At 71.3% G+C, this 24,606-nt stretch carries 11 protein-coding genes; 2 read left to right on the top strand and 9 right to left on the bottom strand.

Translation table 11 applies throughout. From position 1 onward, the window contains the following. Positions 1-88 precede the first annotated feature (88 nt). Entirely contained in the window at positions 89-1,159 is a 1,071-nt protein-coding gene (locus LGN10_RS11130; protein ID WP_226223393.1) for a type IV toxin-antitoxin system AbiEi family antitoxin, read from the top strand. Next, a complete protein-coding gene (locus LGN10_RS11125; protein WP_059643318.1) occupies positions 1,128-2,033 on the top strand; it encodes a nucleotidyl transferase AbiEii/AbiGii toxin family protein in 906 nt (301 codons plus the stop codon). Before LGN10_RS11130 ends, LGN10_RS11125 begins: the two co-directional genes overlap by 32 nt. Before the next feature lie 45 nt (positions 2,034-2,078). Here LGN10_RS11125 and LGN10_RS11120 read toward each other — a convergent pair whose 3' ends face one another. The 9 genes from LGN10_RS11120 to LGN10_RS11080 form a co-directional block, all read right to left on the bottom strand. Further along, a complete protein-coding gene (locus LGN10_RS11120) occupies positions 2,079-2,495 on the bottom strand; it encodes a type II toxin-antitoxin system VapC family toxin (RefSeq protein WP_081066539.1) in 417 nt (138 codons plus the stop codon). Continuing rightward, positions 2,492-2,755 (bottom strand): type II toxin-antitoxin system VapB family antitoxin, encoded by a 264-nt coding sequence (vapB, locus tag LGN10_RS11115; RefSeq protein ID WP_089464742.1) that lies wholly within the window; start codon positions 2,753-2,755, stop codon positions 2,492-2,494. Before vapB ends, LGN10_RS11120 begins: the two co-directional genes overlap by 4 nt. A gap of 251 nt (positions 2,756-3,006) precedes the next feature. Further along, positions 3,007-4,023, bottom strand: a complete 1,017-nt coding sequence (locus tag LGN10_RS11110) for a GNAT family N-acetyltransferase (protein ID WP_226223309.1) — start codon at positions 4,021-4,023, stop codon at positions 3,007-3,009. Next, positions 4,023-4,862: a formyltransferase family protein gene (locus LGN10_RS11105; protein ID WP_089464741.1), complete on the bottom strand. Its 840-nt coding sequence runs from the start codon at positions 4,860-4,862 to the stop codon at positions 4,023-4,025. The genes LGN10_RS11110 and LGN10_RS11105 overlap by 1 nt, the downstream gene beginning before the upstream one ends. A gap of 85 nt (positions 4,863-4,947) precedes the next feature. Next, positions 4,948-7,185, bottom strand: coding sequence for a TonB-dependent siderophore receptor (locus LGN10_RS11100; protein WP_226223307.1), 2,238 nt, complete (start codon positions 7,183-7,185; stop codon positions 4,948-4,950). A 45-nt stretch (positions 7,186-7,230) separates the two neighbouring features. Further along, positions 7,231-8,607 carry a lysine N(6)-hydroxylase/L-ornithine N(5)-oxygenase family protein gene (locus LGN10_RS11095; RefSeq protein ID WP_104012153.1) on the bottom strand — a complete coding sequence of 459 codons (1,377 nt, stop codon included), beginning with the start codon at positions 8,605-8,607 and terminating at the stop codon, positions 7,231-7,233. 32 nt (positions 8,608-8,639) lie between these two features. After that, positions 8,640-9,671, bottom strand: a complete 1,032-nt coding sequence (locus tag LGN10_RS11090) for a GNAT family N-acetyltransferase (protein ID WP_226223306.1) — start codon at positions 9,669-9,671, stop codon at positions 8,640-8,642. Continuing rightward, a complete protein-coding gene (locus tag LGN10_RS11085; protein ID WP_226223304.1) occupies positions 9,661-14,655 on the bottom strand; it encodes a non-ribosomal peptide synthetase in 4,995 nt (1,664 codons plus the stop codon). The genes LGN10_RS11090 and LGN10_RS11085 overlap by 11 nt, the downstream gene beginning before the upstream one ends. A 9-nt stretch (positions 14,656-14,664) precedes the next feature. Beyond that, a complete protein-coding gene (locus tag LGN10_RS11080) occupies positions 14,665-24,348 on the bottom strand; it encodes a non-ribosomal peptide synthetase (protein ID WP_226223303.1) in 9,684 nt (3,227 codons plus the stop codon). Positions 24,349-24,606: the final 258 nt, after the last annotated feature.

Genomic DNA, 24,606 nt, shown 5'->3' with positions numbered 1-24,606 from the left:
TCAACGGGTTGAAATGATTTGTTCATTTTTTGACGGTTGTACATTTTTTGTGTACGCTGACAAAACAGTGAACAAGCGATTCTCCGTGATGCCCGCGAACGTCCCCCTCCCCATCCCGGAACAGCACGTGCTCGACGAGGCTTGTACCGCGTTCGGACGCGCGACCCGGCGCTTCGCCGCGCGGCCCGTGCGCGTGCCGCAGGCGTACCAGGCGCGAGCCGACGCCATGATCCGCTTCGACATCGCCGGGCACACCTTCGAGATGCCGGCAGCCGTGAGCGTCGGCGTCGAATCGCTGCAAGCAGCGCTCGCGGCGCTGCGTCGCCGCGGCGGCCCACCGGTGCCGGGCGAGCGGCCGCTGATGCTGGTCGCCCCTTATTTTTCTGCCGAACTGGCAGCCCGCCTGACCGAGCACGACATCCCGTTTCTCGATACCGCCGGCAATGCGAGCCTGATCCAGCCGGAGGCCACCGTGATGATCTCCGGCCGACCGAAACCTGCGCGTACGCCGCGCCGTCAGGCGTCGCGCGCGACCACGCCCAAGGGGCTCGCCGTGATGTTCGCGCTCGCGACGCACCCGGGCCTCGTCGCCCAGCCATACCGGGCGATCGCCGCCGCATCGGGCGTCGCGCTCGGCACGGTCAATCTCGCGATGGACGACTTGATCGCGCGCGGCCTCGTCGCGCAGCGGCGCAACGGCGAAAGGCTGATGCCGGACTGGCCGCGCTTCCTGCAGGAATGGGTCGCGCTGTACCCGAGCCGCCTGCGCACGAAACTGCCGGCCCGGCGGTTTGCCGCGATCGCACCCGACTGGTGGCGCGGCTTCGATTTCGCCGCCTTCGATGCGCGGCTCGGCGGCGAAGCGGCGGCGGATCTGCTGACGCACGACCTGAAGCCGGCGGCGATCACCGTCTATACGCACGGCGCCGTGCCGAACCGCCTGCTGCTGCAGGCGCGCCTGCGCCCGGACGAGCACGGCGACGTCGAGCTGCTCGAAGCGTTCTGGCCGCGCTCGCCGGCGCTCGACTGGCACGAGCAGGATGTGCCGCTCGTGCCGCCGCTCCTGATCTATGCGGATCTCGTCTCGTCCGGGGACAGCCGCAACCTTGCTGCCGCCGAACGAATCCATGACCGATACCTCACCCACCCGCCCGCTTGAAGTCGAGGCGAGCCGGCCGCTCGAACCGGCGGCGGTCGCGCTGCTGCGAGCGGTCGGCACGACCTGCGCGCAGCTCGACGCGGCCTTCGTCGTGGCCGGCGCAACCGCGCGCGACATTCTGATGTGGCATGTCCACGGCATCCGGCCGGCGCGCGCGACGCGGGACGTCGACGTTGCCGTATGCGCGGTGAGCTGGCCGTTCCACGCGCAGCTCGTCGATACGCTCGTCGCGACCGGGCGATTCACGCGAGCACCGAAACAACAGCAGAAACTGCTGTTCGAAAGCGGCATGCCGGGCTTTCGCACCGAGCTCGATCTCGTGCCGTTCGGGCCGCTCGAAGCGCCACCGGGCGAAATCGCGTGGCCGCCGGCCGGTGAATTCGTCCTGAACGTGCTCGGCTTCCAGGAAGCGGTCGACACGGCGCAGCCGGTATCGATCGACGCGCGGACCGTGGTGCCGGTCGCCCGTTTGCCCGCCCTCGCGCTGCTCAAGCTGCTCGCGTGGAAAGATCGGCGCGCGCGCCAGAACAGCGACGCGTACGACCTGCTGTTTCTGCTGCGCCACTATCATGACGCCGGGAATCGCGAGCGCATCTGGGATGCGGCGGCCGATCTGCTCGAGACACATGCGTTCCAGCCCGGTCTTGCCGCAGCCGGGTTGCTCGCGCGGGATGCGAAACGCATTGCCCTGCCGCAAACGCGCGACGCCATCCGCGCATTGCTGTCCGACGAAGCAACCTATGCGGCACTCCGCCAGGATCTGCTCGCTCGCGCGTTCGCGCTGCTGCCAGGCGAATTCAGCGACGACGCCGAACGGTATCTCGACGCGTTCCGCCGGGCGTTTCTCGTCGATTCGCCCCCGCCGCACGCATGATGCGCCGAGCAGCGGCGACGGCATCGCACTTGCAGCCCGACGTGTTCATGCCGCCCAATCTTCCAGCGACAACCCCGCGACACGGCCGAATTCGCGGCCGTTGTGCGTGACGAGCACCGCACCGGCCGCGATCGCATGCCCGGCGATCGACGCATCGTTCGCGCCGATCGGCGTGCCGCGTACGGCGAGCGCCGCGCGAATCGCGGCCGTGGCGTCCACTGCCGCGGAATCCCACGACAGCACGCCATCCAGCCGGGAAACGAAGGCCGTCACGAGTTCCGCATGCTTCGGGGACGCTCGTTTGCCAACCGCGCCAAAGCGCATCTCGGCGTAGGTAACGGCCGACACGACGATCCGGTGCTGCGCGTTGACGCACGACTGCAACCGCGACAGCACGACGGGTGGCCGCTCGCGCATGATGAACGAACAGATGTTCGTATCGAGCATGTAGAGCGTGGTCACCGGTTGGACTCCGTCGGGGCGTCGGCGTCGCCGGACAGATCGAAGCGACCGGACTCGATGACGGCCGGGCGTTCGGCAAGGAAATCGACATCGGCCAGCGGTTCGTTCGCGAACGACAGCCACGTGGGACGTACCGGCCGCAACAGCAGCGTATCGCCCTCGCGGCGGATCTCGAGTTCCGTGACACCCTCGAACTCCATGTCCTTCGGGATGCGGATTGCCTGGTTACGGGCGTTCTTGAAAATGGAAACGGTGCGCATGAGCCACTCCATGGAAGTACGATGCGCCCATTCTAGACATATGTCGGCATATGTCAATTTGGCGGGTGGCGAACTCGCGGTTGCGTCCCACGTTGTCGAGGATGACTGATTCATGCTGGCGGCCTGTCGTCGATGAGAGAAGTGACCCATTCTTCATGACGCAGGCCGCGCGGTCCATATACCGGACGGCCGATGCATGCGCATCGCAAGGCTGCGCGCACCGTCGCAGCGACGCCGCGTGCCCGGCCCCGTCAAGGCAACCGGAAAGTGTCAAAAAACGTATCGCGCTCGATCACGGTGAGCGCCGCGCGCTTGTGCGGGAAATCGAATTCCTTCAGCGTGTAGAACCCCAGCCGGTGCATGTACGCGATATGCCGCACGTGATCCACGCGCGGCTCGCCGACGAGCCGCTGCGTACGCGGCTCGTCGACGAACATGTAGTGCAGCACCCCGCTCCACCACGCATGCAGCTTGCCCGCGCTCTGGAAACGCGAATCGCCGATCAGCAGGTGCAGCCCGCGATCGTAGTCGTGCGCGTCGTAGAACGGCGCGAGGCGGTCCTCCTTCGCCCAGTAGAACTCGAAATAGCCGAACGGCGTATCGTCGAAATAGCCGATCATCGGGTGCATGTGCGGGTCGGCCAGCCGTTCGGCGAGATACGCCGCATGCTCGTCGCGCGTGCCGCGCTGGTCCCAGAAATGCGCGACACGGTCGAGGTTCATCCAGCCGCTGAACAGGTCCGCGTGTGCATCGATGTCGACGGTGCGCAGGCTGAACGTCATCCCGACCTGCGGCATGTGGCGCGCATAGATCTCGCCAGCCGGCGACGGCGGCCGCACCGGATGCCGATGGCCGTTCGTGATCGCGTAGCGCAGCGGCATCCCGCCCGACGCGCTCGCCTTCAGCCACGGCCGCGGATTCTGCCAGAACGTCGTGCGCGACACGGTGAGCCGCAGCGTGTCGCCCGTGACTTGTGCGCCGTCGATCACGCCCTCGCGCACCGCACGCGCGACGTACGCCGCCACGGCCGCCGCATCGGCGCCGCCGCGCGGCACCGAGATCGTCGCCGCGTCGTACCGCGTGTCGGTGTTGAACAGCGCGACGAACGTCGCGAGCAGCGCGTCGGGCGCGTCGTCGGGCCGCCATGCGTCGAGCGCATGCTCGACGACGGCCCCCGCCTGCCCGTGCGCGGCGCCGTCGAGCGCGGCGGCCGCTTCACCTTCGACCGCGTCGGCGGCGCCGGCCGGTTTCGTCAGCGTGTCTTGCATCACAATGCTCCCGCGTCGTGGCGGTCGGCGAGGACGTGCAGCCCGCGCTCGAGCGCCGGAAACAGGCTGCGCTGGAAGTTGTTCCAGCGCAGTTCGAGAATCGTGTCGTCCGGCGCGATCGGCGTGTCGAGCACGTCGCAGATCACCTCGCCGGAATCGATACCGTTGTCGACGTAGTGGAACGACGCACCCGTCATCGTCACGGGTTCGACCGCCGACGTGGCGCCCGTGGCCCAGTCGACGCGTTCGCCGCGCGCGCCGTGCAGCGCGTCGAGCGTCGCCCATGCGCCGCGCCGCTGGTATGGCGAATCGTCGGCCGTGATGCCCGGGTGGATGTTCGCGATGCGCCGGTGAAAGCGCGCGCCCGGCCGCACGAGTTCGTCGAGGATCACGAGCAGCCCGTCGAGCACGACGATGTCCGCTTCGAGTTCGAGCAGGCGTTCGAGCAGGCGGCGCTCGAACGCCTGTTTGCCGGCCACGCGCTCGCGCGCGTCGCGCGGCAGCCGCCGGTACGTCGACGCAATCGTGCAGAACAGTTCGTCGACCGGTCTGCCCTGCACCGTCAGGCCTTCCGGCAGGATCCACGGGCGGCCCGGGGTGCGCGCGAAACCGTAGTCGGCCACTTTCGCGCGGTCGGCGGGCGAGCCTTCGTCGTCGTCGACGATCACGCCCTGGAGCGTGTAGCGTTCGCCGAGCGGCGAATCGTTCAGGCGCTCGACGAGGAATTCGAGCGGCGCCTTCATGTAGCGCGTGCCGCCCCGATAAGCGACCGGCTGGCCGGCACGATCGGCCGCGCCGTTGCGCAGCGACTGGATGTAGACGAGATTTTTCTTCGGCATGGATGCGTCGTGGAAAAGCGGACGAAGGCGCCGCGGCCGCCCGCGCCGGCCACGAAGGCCGGCCGGCGAGCCGCGGCGCGCGACGTCACCAGTTGTATTTCGCGGTCGCGATTACCGTGCGGTCGGTCCCGAAAATGCAGACGTTGTTCGACTGGCAACCGCTGATGTAATGACGGTTGAACAGGTTCGTCCCGTTCACGGCGAAGCGCCAGTTACGCATGTCGTAATGCAGGCCCGCGTCGAACAGCGTGACGCTCGATACCGTCAACGAGTTGTCGGCCGCACCGGCCGACGCGCTCTGGTAGCGAATGCCGCCGCCGAGGCCGAAGCCCGCGAGCGGCCCCGTGTGCCACGTCCAGTCGGTCCACAGCGACGCCATCTGGCGCGGCCGCGGGATATCGACCGGCCAGTTGTTCAGCGAGACGTCGTTCGCCTGCACGTTCTTCACGTCCTGATAGACGTACGACGCGATCACCGACAGGTTGCGCGTGACCTTGCCGGTCGCGCTCAGCTCGATCCCGCGCGAGCGCACCTCGCCCGTCTGCACCGACTTCGTGCCGGTCGGATCCTGGCTCGGCAGCGCCGACGTGAGCACGTTGGTCTGGTTGACCTGGTAGATCGCCGCGTTCAGCATCATGTTCTTGCCGGGCGGCTGCCAGCGCAGGCCGGCTTCGATCTGCTTGCCGCGCGTCGGCTGCGGCAGCCCGCCGCCGACCAGGTTCACGCCGATCAGCGGATTGAACGACGTCGCGTAGCTGACGTACGGCGACAACCCGTAATCGCCCTGGTACGTGAGGCCGACGCGGCCGGTGAATGCCGTCACATCGGCCTTCGTCGACGTGCCGGCCGCGCGGTCGTCCTGCCGCAGGTTGACCCAGTCCTCGCGGCCGCCGAGCGTCAGCGTCCAGCGGTTCCACTTGATCTGATCCTGCGCGTACAGGCCGAACGTGTTCAGCGTCGTGTACGTATTGGTGCGGAACGTCGCGTCGGGCGTGAACACCGCCGTCGTGACCGGCTGGTACACCGGGTTGTAGATGTTCAGCGGCGGCGCGGCGGCCAGCCATTCGCTGTCGGTCGCGGTCTGGCGGTTGTACTGGAAGCCGAGCAGCAGCGTGTGCTGGAGCGGGCCCGTGGCGAAGCGGCCCTCGAGGTTGTTGTCGATGTCGAAGCGGCTGTAGTTCATCTGGAACACGCCGGCCCAGCGCGACACGTCGGTCGTGCTGCCCTCGACGAAGCCGTTGCCGAACACCGAACCGTTGTCGAGCGACAGGTGCATCAGCCGCGTGTTCTGGCGGAACGTCCAGGCCGGCGTCAGGTTGCGCTCGAACTGGTAGCCGACCGACCACTGCTTCTTGCGGTAGTAGTTGAAGCTGCCGTCGCCTTCGTAGACGTCCTTGTTGATCTGGCCGTTCGGGTTCGGCAGCACCGTACCCTGCGCGGGCAGGAAGTTCGACGAGATGTCGCCCCAGTCCTGCAGGTAGGTCGCGGACAGCGTCAGCGACGTATCCGCGTCCGGGCGCCAGCGGAACGACGGCGCGAGCGCGACGCGCTGGTCGTTGTTCGGGCCCGTCAGCGCGTTGCCGTCGCGCGCGACGCCGACGAACCGGTACGCATACTTGCCGTCCGGATCGAGCTTGTCGCCGACGTCGATCATGAACTGCTTGCGCGCGTAGTCGCCGATCTGCACGCCCGCTTCGCGCACGCGCTCGCCGTCGGCGAGCTTGGTGTGCACGTCGATGATCGCGCCCGGATCGCCCGCGCCGTACAGCACCGAGGTCGGCCCGCGCAGCACGCTGATGCTGTCGATCATGTACGGATCGACGCGCCAGCTCGCGAGGTTGATCGTGTTCGGCACCTGCAGCCCGTTCACGTAGGCGGTCGGTGTGAAGCCGCGCAGCGCCGCGTACCAGTCGGAGCGGTTGTCCGAGCCGTACGACGAGAAGCCCGGCACGTAGCGCAGCGCCGCGTTCACGTCGGTGGCGCCGGTCATCTCGATCTGCTGCGCGGTGACGACGTTGATCGTCTGCGGGATCTCGTTGAGCGGCGTGTCGGTCTTGGTGCCGGTCGTGCTGCGCTTCGCGACGAGCCCGACCGTGCCGTCACCTGCCGAGGCCGCGTTGACGGTGATCGCCGGCAGCGTGCCGTTTTGCGCGCTGGTCGACTCATTCGCCGTCGCGCCGTTTTGCGCACTGCTGGCCGACGCCGCGGCGCCCGCGTTCACGGCCGGCGCCGTCTGGGCGTATGCGTGCCCTGCCGCCGTACCGAACGCCACGCTTGCCGCGGCTGCGATCGCACGCAAACGCGTGCCTGTTGCCCACTCCATCTTCTTCTGCTCCACTTTTTCGTGCGGTCTCCGACCGCGCCTTTGTCAAAGAGCGAAAGCCATCCGGCCCGCGCTCACCCCGTTGTTCGGTCGTTTTTCTTGCGTTGCCCGGGCCGCGCCGTCGTCCTCGGCGAGCGCGATCCCGTCTTCGAGCGACGCGCAGATTTCGTCCGCGCGGCGCGCCAGTACCGACAGCAACGTGTCGGACAGGCCGTGGCTGTCTTCGCAGCAGCCTTGCAGGTAGATGCGCGGCGCGAAGTGCTCGGGCGTCGCGAGCAGGTAGTCGCGCGTGACGTCGCCGCGCGTGAGCGCATCGCCCAGATGCGGCGCGAGCCCTTCGAGCAGCGCCGAATGCGTGTCGCGGCGATAGCCGGTCGCGAGCACGAGCGCATCGAAACGCTCGACGCGCGTGGCGCCGCTCATCCGGTCGCGCAGCGTCAGCTCGATGCGGCCGTCGGCGGCGCGCACCGCGGCCTCGATCGCGCTGTTCGCGAGCAGCGCATGGCGCGGCGTGCCGTCGATGCGCTGCAGGTACAGCATTTCGTAGATCTGCTCGATCAGCGGCCGGTCGACCACCGCGTAGTTCGTGTCGCGATAGCGCTCGAGCAGCGCACGACGCGCGTCGTGCGGCTGCGCATAGACGACGTCGGTGAATTCGGGGCTGAAGATTTCGTTGACGAACGGGCTGTCGTCGGCCGGCTTCAACGCGCCGGCGCGCATCACGAGGCTCGCGTCGACGTGCGGGAAGCGGCGCGCGAGGTCGATGAACACCTCGGCCGCGCTCTGCCCCGCGCCGATCACCGCGACGCGGCGGCGTTCGCCGTCGGGCGACGCGACGAGCCGGTCGATGTCGGCCAGGTACGACGACGAATGGATCACGCGGTCGCGGCCGAGCGCGGCGAATGCATCCGGAATCGCCGGCGTGCCGCCGACGCCGACCGACAGCGCGCGCGTGACGCGCTGGCGCTCGTGGCCGGCCGCGTCGCGCGACAGCACGCGCAGCGCGTCGATCTTCGCGCCGTCGCCGCGCACCGGTTCGATCCCCAGCACCGTCTCGCTGTAATGGACGCGGTCGTCGAACGCATCGGCGACCCAGCTCAGGTAATCGTGGAATTCGACGCGGGTCGGGTAGAAATTCTTCAGGTTGATGAATTCGTTCAGGCGGCCGCGTTCGAACAGATAGTTGATGAACGTGTAGCGGCTCTTCGGATCGCGCATCGTCACGAGATCCTTCAGAAACGAAATCTGCATCCGGCAGTCGTCGAGCAGCATCCCGCGATGCCAGCCGAATTCCGGCTGGCGCTCGATGAAGCAATGGGCGAGCGTGTGCGCGCCGCCGCGCTCCGCGAGGCGCACGGCCAGCGCCAGATTCGACGGCCCGAAGCCGACGCCGATCAGGTCGAATACGGTTTCTCTCTGCATGTCTCAGCTCCCTTGTCGGTGAATCCGGCCCGTCAGACGTGACGGCCGGAGAAGAACGTCTCGCGCAGCGTGCGCATCCACAGCGGCTGCGCGTCGGCCAGCGCGAGACGGCGCTGCCGCGCGAAGCCATGCCGCGCGAGATGGTCGGCAACCCGCGTGTGGCCGGCCGGAACGGCACAGCCGACCGCTTCGGTACGCAGGTCGTCGAGAAACAGGTAATGCACGACGGACGGCAGCCAGCCGGCCACGCGGTGCGCGCCGCGCCAGCGCGACTCGCCGACCAGCATCCGCAGCCCGCGGTCGTAGTCGCGCGCCGCGACGTGCGGCGCGAGCGCGTCCTCCTTCAGCCAGAACGCCTCGAAATACGCGAACGGTTCACCGTCGAAACAGCCGACGAGCGGCGTCACGTGCGGATCGGCTTCCTGCGGGCCTTGCGCACCGCATTGGTCAGGCTGGGCGCCCGGCCAGCCGTCGCGCACGCGCGGCTCCGTGAACCAGCGCGCGAGCCGTTCGGCGTCCTCGGCCGGCTGCCAGCCGCGCAGCGTGAAGCGCACGCCGAGCGCCGGCAGGTCGCGCGCATAGACGTCCCCGCGCGGTGCGGGCGGCCGGCGCGGATGACGCCGGCCGTCGGTGATCGTCGGCAGCGTCGCGCACGGCAGAGCCGGGCCGACGCGCCACAGGTCGGCCTGTTGCGCCCAGCCGTCGCGCAGGCAGCGGCCGCCGTCGGCGAGGACGCCGCTCGCGCGCAACGCATCGAGCGCGACGGCCGGCCAGGCAGCCGGGTCGAGCCGGACCGCCGCGTGGCGCGCGCTGTCCGAAAACGCCGCGGCCAGGGCGGCCAGCAGCGCCCGCCGCTGGTCGGCCGGCGCCGCGCGATGGTTGTACGCGACGAGGCGCAGCGCGCCGTCGTCACCGACCTGCGCGCGCAGCAACTGCGCGCCGATGCCGTCGCCGTGCGCGACACGGATCTCCGCGCCGTCGCGCACGGCGAACAGGCCGTCCGCGAACGCGAGCCGGTAGGTATCGAGCATCGTGAATCCGTCCGGACGCACTTCAGCCAGCATGGCGCGCCTCCTGTCCCGTTTCCGCTCGCGCGTCGAGCCGCGCGGCGAGCGCCGCGAGCGTCGGCGCCGCGAACACGTCGGCGACCGTCAGCGCGTGACCGGCGCGGCCGGCCGCGTCGACGAAGCGCACGACGTCGAACGACGTCGCGCCGGCTTCGAACAGGTCGGCATCGGGCTCGGGCGCGGCCGTCGCGAACGTGTCGGACCACAGCGCGGCGAGCGCGGCGGCGGCATGCGACGGCGTTGCATCGACCGGCGCTGCCGCGTGAGCGTGGGTGCCGAACGCACCGTGCACGGCTGCGCGCGCCTCGGGTGCGCCGAGCGCCGCTTCCGACGCACCGGCGAAACGCGCGACCTCGTCGTGATACAGCTCGACGAGCGCGTCGACGAAATCGCGCGCAAGCAGTTCGTCCGCATATGAGAACGCGGCGCTCACGCGGCCGTCCGGATGCTCGACGACGTCCAGCTCCAGCGTGAACACGACGCGATGGCGCACGTCGTTGAATTCGGCCAGCGACAGGCCGGCCCAATCGCGTGCGGCGGCGCCGGTCGGGCGCAGATAGTTGAACATCACCTGGAACAGCGGATTGGCCTGCGCGGCGCGCGGCGCACGCAGCGCGGCCACGACGTCGGCGAACGGCACGTCGGCATGCGCATACGCGGCGAGCGCCGTGTCGCGCACTTGCGCGAGCACGTCCGCGCGGCGCGCCGACGGGTCGATCCGCGTACGCACGACGACCGAGTTGATGAACAGGCCGAGCGCGGCGCGGGCCGCGTCGCCCGTGAGCTCGCGCGTCGACGCGAGCACGCCGACCGGCTGGTCGGCCGCGCCCGTCGCGCGGAACAGCGCGGTGTTGAGCGCCGCGTGCAGCAGCATCGGCAGCGTCGCGTGCGAGGCCGATGCGGCGTCGCGCGCCGCGCGAATCAGTTGTGCGTCGAATTCGAACGCGATACGGGCCGCGCGCCATTGCGGCACGGCCGGCGCATCGGCGCGCTGCGGCAACACGCACGACGGCAGATCCGCGAGCGCGTCGCGCCAGTACGCGACGCGCGCCGGATGGCACGGCGCGGGCAGCACGAGCGGGAGGGCCGGTCGGGCGGCTTGGTCGGCTTCGTCGGCCGGCGCGCCGCTGCCCTGCACGCGGGCGACATAGCGGGCACGCACCGCGTCGAGCCACAGCTCGATCGATTCGCCATCCGACACGATGTGATGGATCGTCACCGACAGCACGTGGTCGTTCGCACCGAGCCGCAGCACACGAGCGCGCCACAGCGGCGCGTCGGCCAAGAGATCGAACGGCGCGAGCGCATCCTCGTCGGTCAGCGCGGCCGCGCGGGCCAGCGCATCGGCTCGGGCCGACAGGTCGATCACCGGCAGCGCGACGGCCACGTCCGCGTCGATCCGCTGACCCGGCAGCGCGCCGTCGCGGGCGACGAGCCGCGCGCGCAGCGCCGGATGCACGGCCGCCGCATCCGAGAACGCCGCGCGCAGCGCATCGACGTCGAGCGGGCCACGCACGCGCAGCGCGACCGGAATGTTGTACGCGGCGCTGTCCGGCTGCGCGCGCCACAGGAACCACAGGCCGAGCTGCGCGGGCGACAGCGGCCACACGCCGTGCGCGTCCGGTTTGGCCACGGCGATACCCGGCGCCGTGGCGCCCGACTGCGCGGCGCGCGGCGCGTCGGCCACCTGCAGCGCGTACTGGGCAAGCACGGGCGCCTCGAACAGCGCGCGCACCGGCACGTCGCGGCCGAGCCGTTCGGCCACGCGCGTCGCCACGCGCACGGCCGCGAGCGAATGGCCGCCGAGATCGAAGAAATGATCGCCGCGACCGACGCGTTCCAGGTTCAACACGTCGCACCAGATCGCCGCGAGCGCGGCTTCGTCGCCGTCGCGCGGCGCCTCGTACGCGCGTTCGACACGCACGGGCGCCGGCAGCCGTGCACGGTCGACCTTGCTGTTCGCGTTGCGCGGCAGCGCGTCGAGCACGATCAGTTGCGCGGGCACCATATAGTCGGGCAGCGTGCGGCGCAGATGCGCGTCGAGCGCCGCGGCTTCGACCGGCTGCGCGGCCGCCCGCGCTTCGGCGGTCAGCTCGACGTACGCGACGAGCTGCGCGAGCGCGCCCTGCCCGTGCACGACCGCACAGGCTTCGCGCACCGCGTCGTGCGCGGCGAGCTGCGCCTCGATTTCGCCGAGTTCGATGCGCAGGCCGCGCAGCTTCACCTGATGATCGACGCGGCCGATGAAGTCGAACACGCCGTCCGCGCGGCGCCTCACGAGGTCGCCGGTACGGTACAGCCGCGCGCCCGGCGCGCCGTACGGATCGGGCACGAAACGCTCGGCCGTTAGGGCCGGGCGGTCGAGGTAGCCGCGTGCGACGCCGATCCCCTCGCCGCCCAGATACAGTTCGCCGATCACGCCGACCGGCAGCGGATGCAGCCGCGCGTCGAGCACGTGCGCGGTGCGCGCGCCGACCAGCGTGCCGATCGGCAAATACGCGGCGTCGCCGAGCTTCGCGAGATCGTCGCCGGGACGGAACATCCACAGCGTCGGCGTGATGACCGTTTCGGTCGGGCCGTAGCCGTTGACCACGCGCACGTTCGGCAGCGCGCGGCGCAGCATCGCGAACGCCTCGCGCGACGTCGCCTCGCCGCCGACGGTCAGCGAACGCAGCGTCGGCGGCGCGCCGTGCGCGAGCGCCCATTCGGCAAGCTGGGCGGCGCAGCCCGGCGGCACGTAGGTCATCGTCACGCCGTCGCGGATCATCATCGCGCAGGTCTGCGCGGGCGGCCACAACACGTCGGCCGTCACCGACACGGCGGCGCCCGACATGTATTGCGAAAACCAGCCTTCGTGCGCGCCGTCGAAATTGACCGACTGGAACAGCAGGAACACGTCGTTCTCGCCCGCGCCGTAGCGCTCGGCGATCGCCGCGCAGTGCAGCGCGAACGACGCATGGTCGACGATCACGCCCTTCGGCTTGCCGGTCGAGCCCGACGTGTAGATTGCATACGCCGCGTGGCCGGGCAGCACGTCCGGCAGCGCGACGTGCGCGGCTTCGTCGAGCGCATCGATTTCGTCCGCGCGCCAGATGCGCAATTCCGGCAATTCGGGCAGCGACGCGGCGCTCGCGGCGTCGGTCAGCACGTGCGCGATGTTCGCATCGCCGACGATCTGCGCGAGCCGCTCGCGCGGGTGCGCCGGGTCGAGCGGCACGAACGCGGCGCCCGACTTCAGCACCGCGATCAGCGCGACGAGCAGATCGGCCGAGCGCTGTAGCGCGACGCCCACGCGCATCTCGGGCCGCACGCCGGCCGCCACCAGATGGCGCGCCAGGCGCGCCGCACGCGCATCGACTTCGCCGCGCGTCAATGCGCGATCGATATCGGCGACGCCGCGTGCGTCGGGCCGCGCGTGCGCATGCGCGGCGATGCGCACGTGCACCGGCACGAACGGCTCGGCGGCGATCGCGGCGGCCGGCGCGTTCCACGCGAAGAGTTGCGCGCGTTCGTCGGCAGGCAGCCAGTCGAGATCGCCGATCGGCGTGTCGGGACGCGCGAGCGCGTCGGTCAGCAGCGTGACGAAGCGCGCGGCCAGCCGTGCGATCGCGTCCGCGTCGAACAGGTCGAGCGCGTAGATGAAGGCAGCGTCGAACGTGCCGTCCGGCGTCGCTTCGACGGACAGCGTCAGATCGAATTTCGCGGACGGCGTGCCCGACGGCAGCAGCGCGGCCGACGCCGCGCCGAGCGGCGGCAGCGCGCGGCGTTCGCCATACGCGGCCATCACCTGGAACAGCGGATGGTGACTCGCGCTGCGCGGCACGCCAAGCGCGTCGACCACCTGCTCGAACGGGACGTCCTGGTGCATCTGCGCGTCGACGAGCGCGCGCTGCGTACGCGCGACCAGCGACGAGAAATCGCCGTGCGCGGGCACGTCGACGTCGATTGCCAGCGTATTGACGAAGAAGCCGATCAGGGCGGCGACTTCCGCGCGCTCGCGGTTCGCGGCCGGCACGCCGACGCAGATCCGCGCGTCGCCGGTCGCACGCGCCAGCAGCGCGTCGAGCGCGGCGAGCAGCACCGCGAACGGCGTCGCGCCGGACGCGGCCGCGAACGCGCGCAACTGCGCACCGACGCGCGCATCGAGCGAAAACACGTGACGCGCGCCGCGCGCACTGCGCCGCGCCGGCCGCGCGGCCGCGCCCGGCAGCGTCAGCACACCGCGCTGCGGATCGAGCCGCTCGCGCCAGAACGCGAGCTGGCGGTCGCGCTCGCCGGCATCGAGCCAGCGGCGCTGCCACAACGCGTAGTCGGCGTACTGGATCGGCAGCGGCGCGAGCGGCACCGGCTCGCCCGACGCATACGCGCGATAGAACGCCGCGAGCTCTTCCAGCATCACGCCCGACGACCAGCCGTCCGACACGATGTGATGCACGGTGAGCGCGAGCCAGTGATGCGTCGCGTCGAAGCGCACCAGGTGCGCACGCACGAGCGGCGCGGTACCGAGGTCGAACGGTTCGGCTTCGTCGGCCGTCGCGACGGCTTCCGCGCGCGGCACGCGCTGCGCGTCCGGCAGCGCTTCGAGATCGGTTTCGCGCCACGGGCAGCGCAGCGGCGCGTGGATCGTTTGCGCGACGCCGTCCTGCGCTTCGTCGAAAGTCGTGCGCAGCGCCTCATGGCGCGCGATCAGCGCATCGCACGCGAGACGCAGCGCATGCCCGTCGAGCGGGCCCGTCAGCGCCAGGCGCTCGGTGATGTGGTACGCGTCCGGCGCATCGATCAGCCGCGCATGCAGCCATAGCCGCGTCTGCGCGAACGACGCCGGCACGCGGTCGCTGCGCGGCGTGCGCGGCGGGATCGGCAGCACGCGGAAGTCGATGCCGGCCGCGCCGAGCTTGTCGATGAAGACCGCGCGCTGCGCGTCGGGCAGTTGCGCGAAACGCGTCGCGAGCGCGAGCCAGTCGGGTTGAACCTTCGTCATCCGTCGTCCTTATTGGGTTTCCAGTTCGCCGAGCAGCGCGTCGATCGCGCTCGCCGCATCGGTCTCGCCGCGCGCCGCGCAGGCCGCGTCGATCGCTTGCGCGCAGCGCGCGAGCGTGCGCGTGTCGAACAGCGTGCGCAGCGGCAGCGCGAGCCCCCAGTGCAGGTTCGCCTGCGCGTGAGCCTGCGTCGCGAGCAGCGAGTGGCCGCCGAGCAGGAAGAAATCGCCGTCGCGGCCGATCGCGTCCACGTGCAACACGCGCTGCCAAATTGCCGCGAGCGCGCGCTCGGTATCGGTCGCGAGTTCGACGGCTTCGGCCGCTTCGCGCACCGGCGCCGGCAGCGCATGGCGGTCGCACTTGCCGTTCGGCGTGACGGGCAATGCGTCGAGCTCGATCAACTGCGACGGCACCATGTACGCCGGCAGTTGCGCGCGCAGCGCGTCGAGCAGCGCCGCACGGTCGAGCGCGCCCGCGTCGCCGCGCGCGACATAGCCGATCAGTTGCTCGTCGCGCACGATGACGACCGCATCGTTCACGCCGGGCGCCGCGCGCAGCAGCGCCTCGATCTCGCCCGGCTCGATCCGCTGGCCGCGCAGCTTCACCTGCGTGTCGACCCGGCCGAGGTAGTCGAGCGCGCCGTCCGCGCGCCGGCGCGCGAGGTCGCCGGTGCGGTACATGCGCGCGCCCGGCACGAACGGATCGGGCACGAAGCGCTCGGCGGTCAGCGCCGGCCGGCCGAGATAGCCGCGCGCGAGGCCCGCGCCCGCGAGATACAGTTCGCCGGTCGCGCCGGCCGGCACCGGCTGCCACGCGGCATCGAGCACGTGCAGTTGCAGGTTCGCGATCGGATGGCCGATCGGCACCGCGACCGCTTGCGCGTCGTCGGGGCCGCAGGTCCAGTGCGACACGTCGATCGCGGCCTCGGTCGGCCCGTACAGGTTCACGAGCGTCGCGTTCGGCAACAGGCGCGCCATCTTCGCGACGAGTTCGGGTGCCAGCGCCTCCCCGCTCGCGACGATCAGACGCACGCTGTCGCATTGCGCGGCGGCCGAGAAATCGTCGAGATGCGCGGTGAACGCGGCGAGCATCGACGGCACGAAATGCAGCACCGTCACGCCGTGCGCGTGGATCGCCGCGGCCAGACGCGCCGGATCGCGGTGGTCGCCCGGCGCGGCGATCGCGAGCTTCGCGCCGATCGCGAGCGGCCACACGAATTCCCACACCGACACGTCGAAGCCGAACGGCGTCTTGTGCAGCACGACGTCGTCGCGCGTCAGCCGGTATGCGTGCTGCATCCACGCGATCCGGTTCGCGAGCGCGCCATGCGTGTTGCCGGCGCCCTTCGGCTTGCCGGTCGAGCCGGACGTGTAGATCAGGTACGCGAGCTGCGCGTCGTCGACCGCGGCGGTTTCGCCATCGATATCGCCGGCCTCGTCGGCCAGCAGGTCGGCGACCGTCAGCAGTCGCGTATCGGCGCCCTCGCCCAGCGCGGCCTCGACCTGCTCGCGCAGATGCGCCTGCGTGATCGCGACGGCCGGCCGCGCGTCGCGCAGCAGGTACGCAATGCGCTCGGCCGGATAGTCGGGATCGACCGGCAGGTACGCGGCGCCGGCCTTCAGCACGCCGACGAGCGCCATCACCATGTCGAACGAGCGCTCGACGCACAGCGCGACCGGCGTGTCCGGCCGCACGCCGCGCCGGCGCAGCGCGGCGGCGATGCGCGACGTGGCGGCGTCGAGTTCGCGATAGGTCGCGCGCTGCACGCGGCCTTGAGCGTCCGCGTATTCGAGCGCGATCGCGTCGGGCGTCGCCCGTGCCGCGTCGGCGAATTGCAGGTGTAGCGGCCGGCGTCGTTCGATCGGCCAGACATGTGCGGTGTCGTGCGCGCGGGCCAGCGCGTCGCGGGTCGCATCGTCGGCGATCGACAGCGTGCCGAGCAGCGCTTCGGGCGTACAGGCCAGCGCGTCGAGCGCGCAGGCGAACGCGCGATGCCAGGTCTCGACCTGACGTGCGTCGATGCGGGCGGTGTCGTAGCCGTAGTCGATCGTCAGTTCGGCGCCGCTTTCGATCACGAGCGTCAGCGCGAAATCGGTCGCTTCGATGCTGCGTACGTCGCTCAACGCCAGCGCGCGCGGATCGGCATCACGCGCCGTGTCGTCCACCGGATAGTTCTCGAACACGACCAGCGTGTCGAACAGCGCGCCGCCCGATCCGCGCGCCCAGCGCTGGATGTCGGCAAGCGGCGTGTGCGCGTGTTCGGCGGCCGCCGCGTTCTCGCGTTGCAGCGTTTGCAGCCAGTCGGCCGCGCGTTGCTGCGGCGCCGGCGCGGTGATGACCGGCAGCGTGTTGATGAAGAGACCGAGCACCGAATCGACGTCCGCGAGCGCATCGGGACGGCCGGCGACGGTCGCGCCGAACGCGACGGCCGGCTGGTGCGTCATCCGCTGCAGCGCGAGCGCCCACGCGCCCTGCACCAGCGTGTTGACGGTCAGCTTCAGCGCGCGAGCCGTCTGCGCGACGCGCGCCGTCGTGTCGGCGTCGAGCGTCGCGCGCCACGTGGCCATCTCGGCCTCCGCGCGATCGGCCGTGCGCTCCGCGATCAGCGTCGGGGCGTCGAGGCGCGCGAGGCGTTCGGTCCAGAAGCGTTCGTCGGCGTCGCGCTCGCGCGTGCCGAGCCATGCGATGAAATCGCGATAGCGCAGCGCCGGGCGGCTCGCGAACGGCGACACGGCATCCGGGTCGCGATAGTCGCGCAGCACGTCGGCGAGCAGCCGCGCGGTACTCCAGCCGTCGAGCAGCACGTGGTGGCGCGTCCAGACGACGCGCCATGCGTCGTCCGTCACGCGGATCAGCGTGAGCCGCATCAGCGGCGGCTCGCGCCAGTCGAAGCCACGCGTGCGGTCGGCCGCGAGCCACGCGTCGAAATCGGCGTCGAGCGTGTCGCCGCGCGTACGCCAGTCGAGCTGCTCGACCGGCATGCGCGCGTGACGATGCACGCATTGCAGCGGCGCGGCTTCGTCCGGCATCACGCTCGTACGCAGGATGTCGTGACGCGCGACGGACGCGTCGAACGCGGCCGCGAGCCGGTCGGCGTCCAGCGCGGTCGCGGTCGCGACGAGCTGGTTCACGTAGCTCGCGTGGCCGGGCGCGAACAGCGCATGGAACAGGATGCCCTGCTGCATCGGCGACAGCGGATACACGTCGTCGATCGCGCGCCAGTCGAGCGGTGCGCGTTCGATCGCGGCCTGCGTGAGGCCGGCGGCCTGCGCGAGCGGGAAATCGCCCGGCGTCGCGCCGGCGCCGCGATGCGCGATGCGTGAAGCGCATGCCTCGACGAGTTCGCGCAGCGCGGTTGCGAAGCGTGCGGCGAACGCGTCGATCGTCGCGCGTTCGAATTGCGGCGCACCGTAGACCCAGTGCACCTTCAGCGTGCGCGCGCCGTCGCCGTCCGTGTCGAGGTACGCATGGATCGCGAGCGTATTGCCGAGCGGCCCGTTCGGATCGCGCTCGACGCCGGTGCCGCCGAAACGCGGGACGAGCGTCGCATCGCGCGGCGCGTCGAACTGGCCGAGATAGTTGAACGTGACGCGCGGGCGCGGCACGGCGGCCAGCGCCGTGCGCGTGGCCGCATCGCCGTAGTGCGCGAGCACGCCGAAGCCGAGCCCCTTGTGTGGCACCGCGCGCAACGTGTCCTTGACCGCGCACAGCGTGTCGCGGGCCGTTGCTTCGACCGGCAGCGTCACCGGGTAATGGCTCGTCAGCCAGCCGACCGTGCGGCTGGCGTCCGCGTCGTCGAACAGCGCTTCGCGGCCGTGCCCTTCGAGTTCGACCCGGCACGACGCGGCGCCGCGCGCGCCGGCCAGCGCCAATGCGAGCGCCGCGCCGAGCAGTTCGATCGTCTGCGTGCGATAGGCCGCGTGCGCGTCGGTCAGCGCGGCGCGGGTCAATGCCGGGTCGATCGTCTGCACGACGACGGCCGCATCGGCGTTCGTGGCCACGGCGTCGGGATGATCGGGCGCGATGTCGTCGCCCTGCGCCATGCCGGCCCAGTAGGCGGCTTCGGCCGCGAACGGCGACGCCGGTTCCGTCGCGGCACGCGCGAGCCGTGCGGCCCAGGCGTCCGCGCGCAGGCCCGGCGGCGACAGGCGCACCGGCGTGCGTTCGCATGCGGCGCGGTAGGCCGTGTCCAGGTCGTCGAGCAGGATGCGCCACGACACGCCGTCGACGATCGCGTGGTGAATCGCCAGATAGAGTCGCGTCGAACCGTCCGGCAGCCGTGCCGCGCACGCGCACGCGAGCGGCCCGCGGCCGAGATCGAGACGGCGTTGCAGCGCGTCGAAGCGGGCCAGCGCGTCGGCGTCGTCGCGTGCGGCGACTTCGACGAACGGCAGCGCGTCGTACGGCTTTGCCGCGTCGCTCGCGTGCCACGTGCCGTCGGCGCCGCGTGCGAAGCGCTGGCGGAATGCGTCGTGATGGGTGAGCAACGCGTCGAAGGCGCGCGCGAATGCATCTGCGTCGAACGCGCCGCGCACATCGAACGACACCGACTGGTTCCAGTGGCCGCGGTGCGGAATATCGAGCGCGAAGAAGCGTTGTTGCGCGGGCGTCAGGATCGGCGTGGCAGCCGGCGTGACAGCCGTGGTCGCTGCTGCCGCGCCCACAGGTTGAGCGGCGCCGGCCGCGTCGTCCGTTTTCGCGACGCGTGCGAGTTCGGCGACGGTCGGCCCGTCGAACAGTTGCTTCGGCGTGAAGCGCACGCCGCGCTTGCGCGCCCGGGCGATCACCTGCAACACGAGGATCGAATCGCCGCCGAGCTCGAAGAAATTGTCGTCGCGGCCGACCTTCGGCGCTTTCAGCACGGCCTGCCAGACGTCGGCGAGCACCGTCTCGACCGCGCCCTGCGGCGCATCGCCCGGCGCGGCCGCGACCGGCACCGCCGCCCGTTCGCGCAATGCCGCGCGATCGATCTTGCCGTTCGCCGTCACCGGCAGGCGTGCGAGCGCGACGAACTGCGCGGGCACCATGTAGTCGGGCAGCGTCGCGGCGAGTGCTGCGCGCACCGCGGCTTCGTCGAACGCCGCGCCGTCGCGCATCACGACGAACGTCGCGAGCCGCAGGCGGCCATCGTGCTCGATCGCGAGCGTTTCGGCCTGCGCGATCGGGCCGGCCGCGCGCACGGCCGCGCTCACCTCGCCCGGCTCGACGCGGTAGCCGCGAATCTTCACCTGATCGTCGATGCGGCCCAGGAACGCAAGGCGGCCGTCCGCGCGCAACCGCACGCGGTCGCCCGTGCGATACAGCCGCGCGCCGGGTGTGAACGGATCGGGCACGAAGCGCTCGGCGGTTTGCGCGGGGCGCCCGAGGTAGCCGCGCGCGACGCCCGGCCCACCAAGGTACAGTTCGCCCGTCGCACCGGCCGGCACGCACGCGCCGAACGCGTCGAGCACCAGCGCGCGCGCATTCGGCAGCGGCAGCCCGAGCGGCACACCGCTCGCGGGATCGCGCGCGTCGGCGGCGATCGACGCCGTATCGCACGCGATCGCGCCGACCGTCGCTTCGGTCGGCCCGTAATGGTTGATCACGCGGCAGGCCGGCGCGAGCGCGGCCAGCCGCGCGACGAGCGCCCACGTGAGCGTTTCGCCGCCCGTCACGAGCGCGTGGCGCGGCAGCACGTCGGCCGGCACGCGCGCGTCGAGCAGCGCTTGCAGATGGCTCGGCACGATCTTCAGCACGCCCACTTCACGGCGGCGCATTTCGTCGGCGAACAGGTCCGGATCGAATGCGCACGCGGCCGGCAGCAGGTGCAGCGTGCGGCCCGCGCACAACGCGCCGAACAGCGTCGTGTGGCCGAGATCGGCCGCGACCGTCGAGACCATCGCGAACGATGCGTCGGGCGCGAACGCGAGTTCGTCGAGCATCCCCTGCACGTAATCGGCCAGTGCGCCGTGCGAGACGACGACGCCCTTCGGCGTGCCGGTCGAGCCCGACGTATAGATCAGGTACGCACCCTGCTCCGGGTGCGGCGCGACGCGCACGCCGGCCGCATGGGCGAGCGTCGCGTCCTGCGCGAGCGCGTCGACGTCGAGCGGCTGCGCGTCGATGCCGGCCGGCCACTCAGCCGGCTGCGCGACGAGCGCCCAGCGCGCGCCGCAGTCGGCCGCGGCCGCGGCGAGGCGGGCGGCCGGCTGCGCGGGGTCGAGCAGCACGGCCAGCGCGCCGGCTTTCAGCGCGCCCAGCAGGCCGACCACGAAACGCGCCGAACGCTCGATGCAGACGACGACCGCCGCTTCGGCGGCCACGCCGCGCTGCGCCAGCGCGCGTGCGATGCGGTTCGACGCGTCGTCGAGTCCGGCGAACGTCAGCGATGCCGATGCGTCGGAAAGCGCGACGCGATGCGGATACGCGGCCGCCTGCCGTGCGAACGCGGCGACGATGTCGGCGTGTTCGACGCGCAGCGCACGGCCGTCGCGCGGCTGACGCGACGCAGCCGACGCATCGCACGGCAGCGCGGCCGTCGTGGCGTGCGGTTCACGCGCGGCGGATGCGACGAGCGCCGCATAGCTGTCGAGCCACGCGCGCGCGGTATCGGCATCGATGCAGTCGGTCGCATACGCCGCGACCAGCTCGATCCCGTTCGCGTCGTCGGTGAAATCCAGCGCGAAGTCGAAGCGCGCGGCGAGATCGGGCCCCGGCGTCGCGACCGCGGTCGCGCCCGGCAGCACGCTGTCGTGCCGGGCGTCGAACTGCTGCGCGAACTTCACGCGCAGCCATTCGTCGCCGCGCTTGACGGGCGGCTTCACCGCATCGACGACGCGCTCGAACGGCACGTCCTGATGCGCGACCGCATCGAGCGCCGCGGTGCGCGCCGCATCGACGAGCGCGCGGAACGGCAGCGTCGGCGCCACGCGCACGCGCAGCGCGACCGTATTCAGGAAAAGACCCAGCAACGCGCGCGTTTCGGGGCGCTGGCGATGCGCGACCGGCACCGCGACGACGACGTCCGTTTCGCCGGTCACGCGCGACAGCCATGCGTCGAGCGCGGCCAGCAGCACCGTGAAGACGGTCGCCTGCGCATCGCGTGCGAGTTGCCGCACGTCGGCCGCGACCGCATCGGGCAGGCGCACCGACACGCGCGCGCCGTGCAGCGTACGCACGGCGCCCGGCTGGCGATCGACCGGCAGCGCGAGCGGGCCCGGCACGTCGCGCAACGCGCCGCGCCAGTAGTCGAGCTGGCGCTCGCCCTCGCCGCCGGCCAGCATGTCGCGCTGCCAGTCCGCGTAGTCGGCGTACTGGATCGGCAAGTCGGGCAGCGACGGTTCGCGGCCTTCGGCATAGGCGCGATACGCAGCCGACAGTTCGTCGAACGCGCAGCGCGAGCTCCAGCCGTCGGTGATCGCGTGATGCGCGGTCAGCAGCAGCCGGTGACGGTCGTCGGCGAGCACGACGAGCGTCGCGCGCAGCAGCGGGCCGCGCGCGAGGTCGAACGGCGCGGCCGCGTCGCGCTCGGCGAGACGCGCGGCTTGCGCGTCGCGGGCGGCCGGCGGCTGGTCGCGCAGATCGACGGCGGCGATCGACACCGGCAGATGCGCATGAATCCGCTGCATCACGACGCCGTCGTCGTTGTCGACCAGCGTCGTGCGCCATGCTTCGTGACGGCCGATCACGTGATCGAGCGCGCGCTGCAGCGCGTCGCGGTCGAGCGCCCCGTCGATCGTCCAGTGCGCGGCGATGTGATACGCGGCGCTCGCGTCGCGCGTCTGCGCGAGCACCCAGAAGCGTTGCTGCGCGAGCGATGCCGCGCGATCGACGTATGGCGCGCCCGATACGGCCGCATCGGCCGGCGTGCGGCGCGCGGCAATCGTGGCCAGCGGTTCGCCGGTCTCGCGCTCCGCGCGATCGACGGTTTCGGCCAGTTCGGCGAGCGCCGGATCGGCGAACAGCGTGTCGAGCCGAAGGTTCACGCGCACGGCGGCACGGATCGCGGCCTGCAACTGCATCGCGGCGAGCGAATCGGCGCCGAGCGCGAAGAAGCGATCGGCGCGCGATGGCGTGACGTCGAGCCCCAGCAGCGTTTGCCAGAGGCCCGCGATCTGCTGTTCGGTCGGCGTGCGCGGCGCATCGCCCGCGGCTTGCGTCGTGTCGCGTGCGGCGGCAACCCGCTGGGCGGCAATCCGCTCGCGCAGCGCGGCACGGTCGAGCTTGCCGTTCAGCGTGTACGGCAGCGCATCGCAACGCACGAACCGGTGCGGCTGCCACGCGGCCGGCAATTGCGCGGCCACGTGCGCCTTCAATGCGGCATCGTCGGCCGCCGCGCGCAGCGCGACGCACGCGATCAGCCGCGTCGGCCCGCTGGCGGTTTCGGCCAGCACGGCCGCGTCGGCCACGGCCGGGTGCGAGCGCAGGCATGCGGCGATTTCCGCCGGCTCCACGCGCACGCCGCGCACCTGGACCTGGTCGTCGAGGCGGCCGAGATAGTCGAACGCGCCGTCGTCGCGCAGCCGTGCGAGGTCACCGGTGCGATAGACGCGCGCGCCGGGCTCACCGTCCGCATCGGGAATGAAACGTTCGGCCGTGAGCGCCGGGCGACCGTGATAACCGCGAGCGACGCACACGCCGCCGAGCAGCAGTTCGCCCACCCCGTCGCCGTCGGCGCCGTCGATGCGCGCGACGCGCGGGCCGATCGCGCGGCCGATCGGCAGCGACGCATACGCGTCGTCGGCGGCCAGCACCGGCGTCTCGCCCGGCTCCACCGGCCACAGCATCGGCGAAATCACGGCTTCGGTCGGCCCGTAACCGTTGATCAGGCGCACGGCCGGGAACGTGCGGCGCACGAATTCGAATGCCTGCTGCGGCAGCGCTTCGCCGCCGAACGCGAGCACGCGCAAGGCCGGCGGCACGCCGTCGCGTGCGGCGACGGCCGCGAACTCGCGCAGGTAAGCAGGCGGAAATGCGGCGACGTTGACCGCTTCGCGCACCATCAGCGCATGTGCGGCGTCCGGCGCGAACGGTTGCGGCGGCGCCACGACGATGCCGGCGCCGACCGCGAGCGGCGCGAGCCAGCATTCGTGCGCGGCGTCGAAGTTGACCGACGCGAAATGCAGCAGACGGTCGCCCGCCTCGATCGGCAGCGCGGCCGCGAGCGCGTCGCAGTGCGCGGCAAGCGGCCCGTGCTCGACGACCACCGCCTTCGGCGTGCCGGTCGAGCCCGACGTATAGATCATGTACGCGGCCGAACGCGGGTGCATGGCCACGGCATCGTCGTCGAACGCGTGATCCTGCGCGACGCCCGACGCTTGGGCCGTCACGTCGAACGCGTGTTCGAACGGCGTGCCGAGCGCCGCCCGGCCGGCGGCGTCGACGATGCCGTGCCGCAGTTGCGCATCCTGCACGATCCAGTCGAGGCGCGCGGCCGGATGGCGCGGATCGAGCGGCACGAACACGCCGCCGGCCTTCAGCACGGCCAGCAGCGCGACGAACAGTTCGCCGGAACGCTCGACGCACACGCCGACCCGCACTTCGGCGCCGACGCCGGCCGCGCGCAGTTGCCGGGCGAGTTGCGATGCACGTGCGTCGAGCGCACCGCGCGACAGGCGCAGGTCGTTCTGGAAAGGCACCGCGATGGCGGGTGCGTCGGGCGCGAGGCGCGCCAGTTCGCGGATTCGGTGATGCAGCGCAGTCGGGAAACTCGTCATGTGCGTGAAGTCCTTCGGTCCGGCCGCTTCGGCCAAGTCTCGGGGCCGCAAGGGGCGGCTTCACTGGTGTGACGAACGACGCAGCCGATTTTTTACCGTTTTGCGCGCAAAGTGCGTGCGACCGCTTTTTTTGACGATGGGACTAAATATTTGCGCGGCCCGTTCGTCTATCAGGGAGGAAAGCCGCAACGGGGCTCGCCCCGCTCGCCGCTTTCGCGTCAGATTTGCCGTTTTCGCGTTATTGCCTGCCCTCCCTTT

The sequence above is a fragment of the Burkholderia sp. AU32262 genome (assembly GCF_020419985.1).
GTDB lineage: Bacteria > Pseudomonadota > Gammaproteobacteria > Burkholderiales > Burkholderiaceae > Burkholderia > Burkholderia semiarida.
Note: the sequence above shows the minus strand (reverse complement) of the source record. Positions and strands in the feature narration are given on the sequence as shown.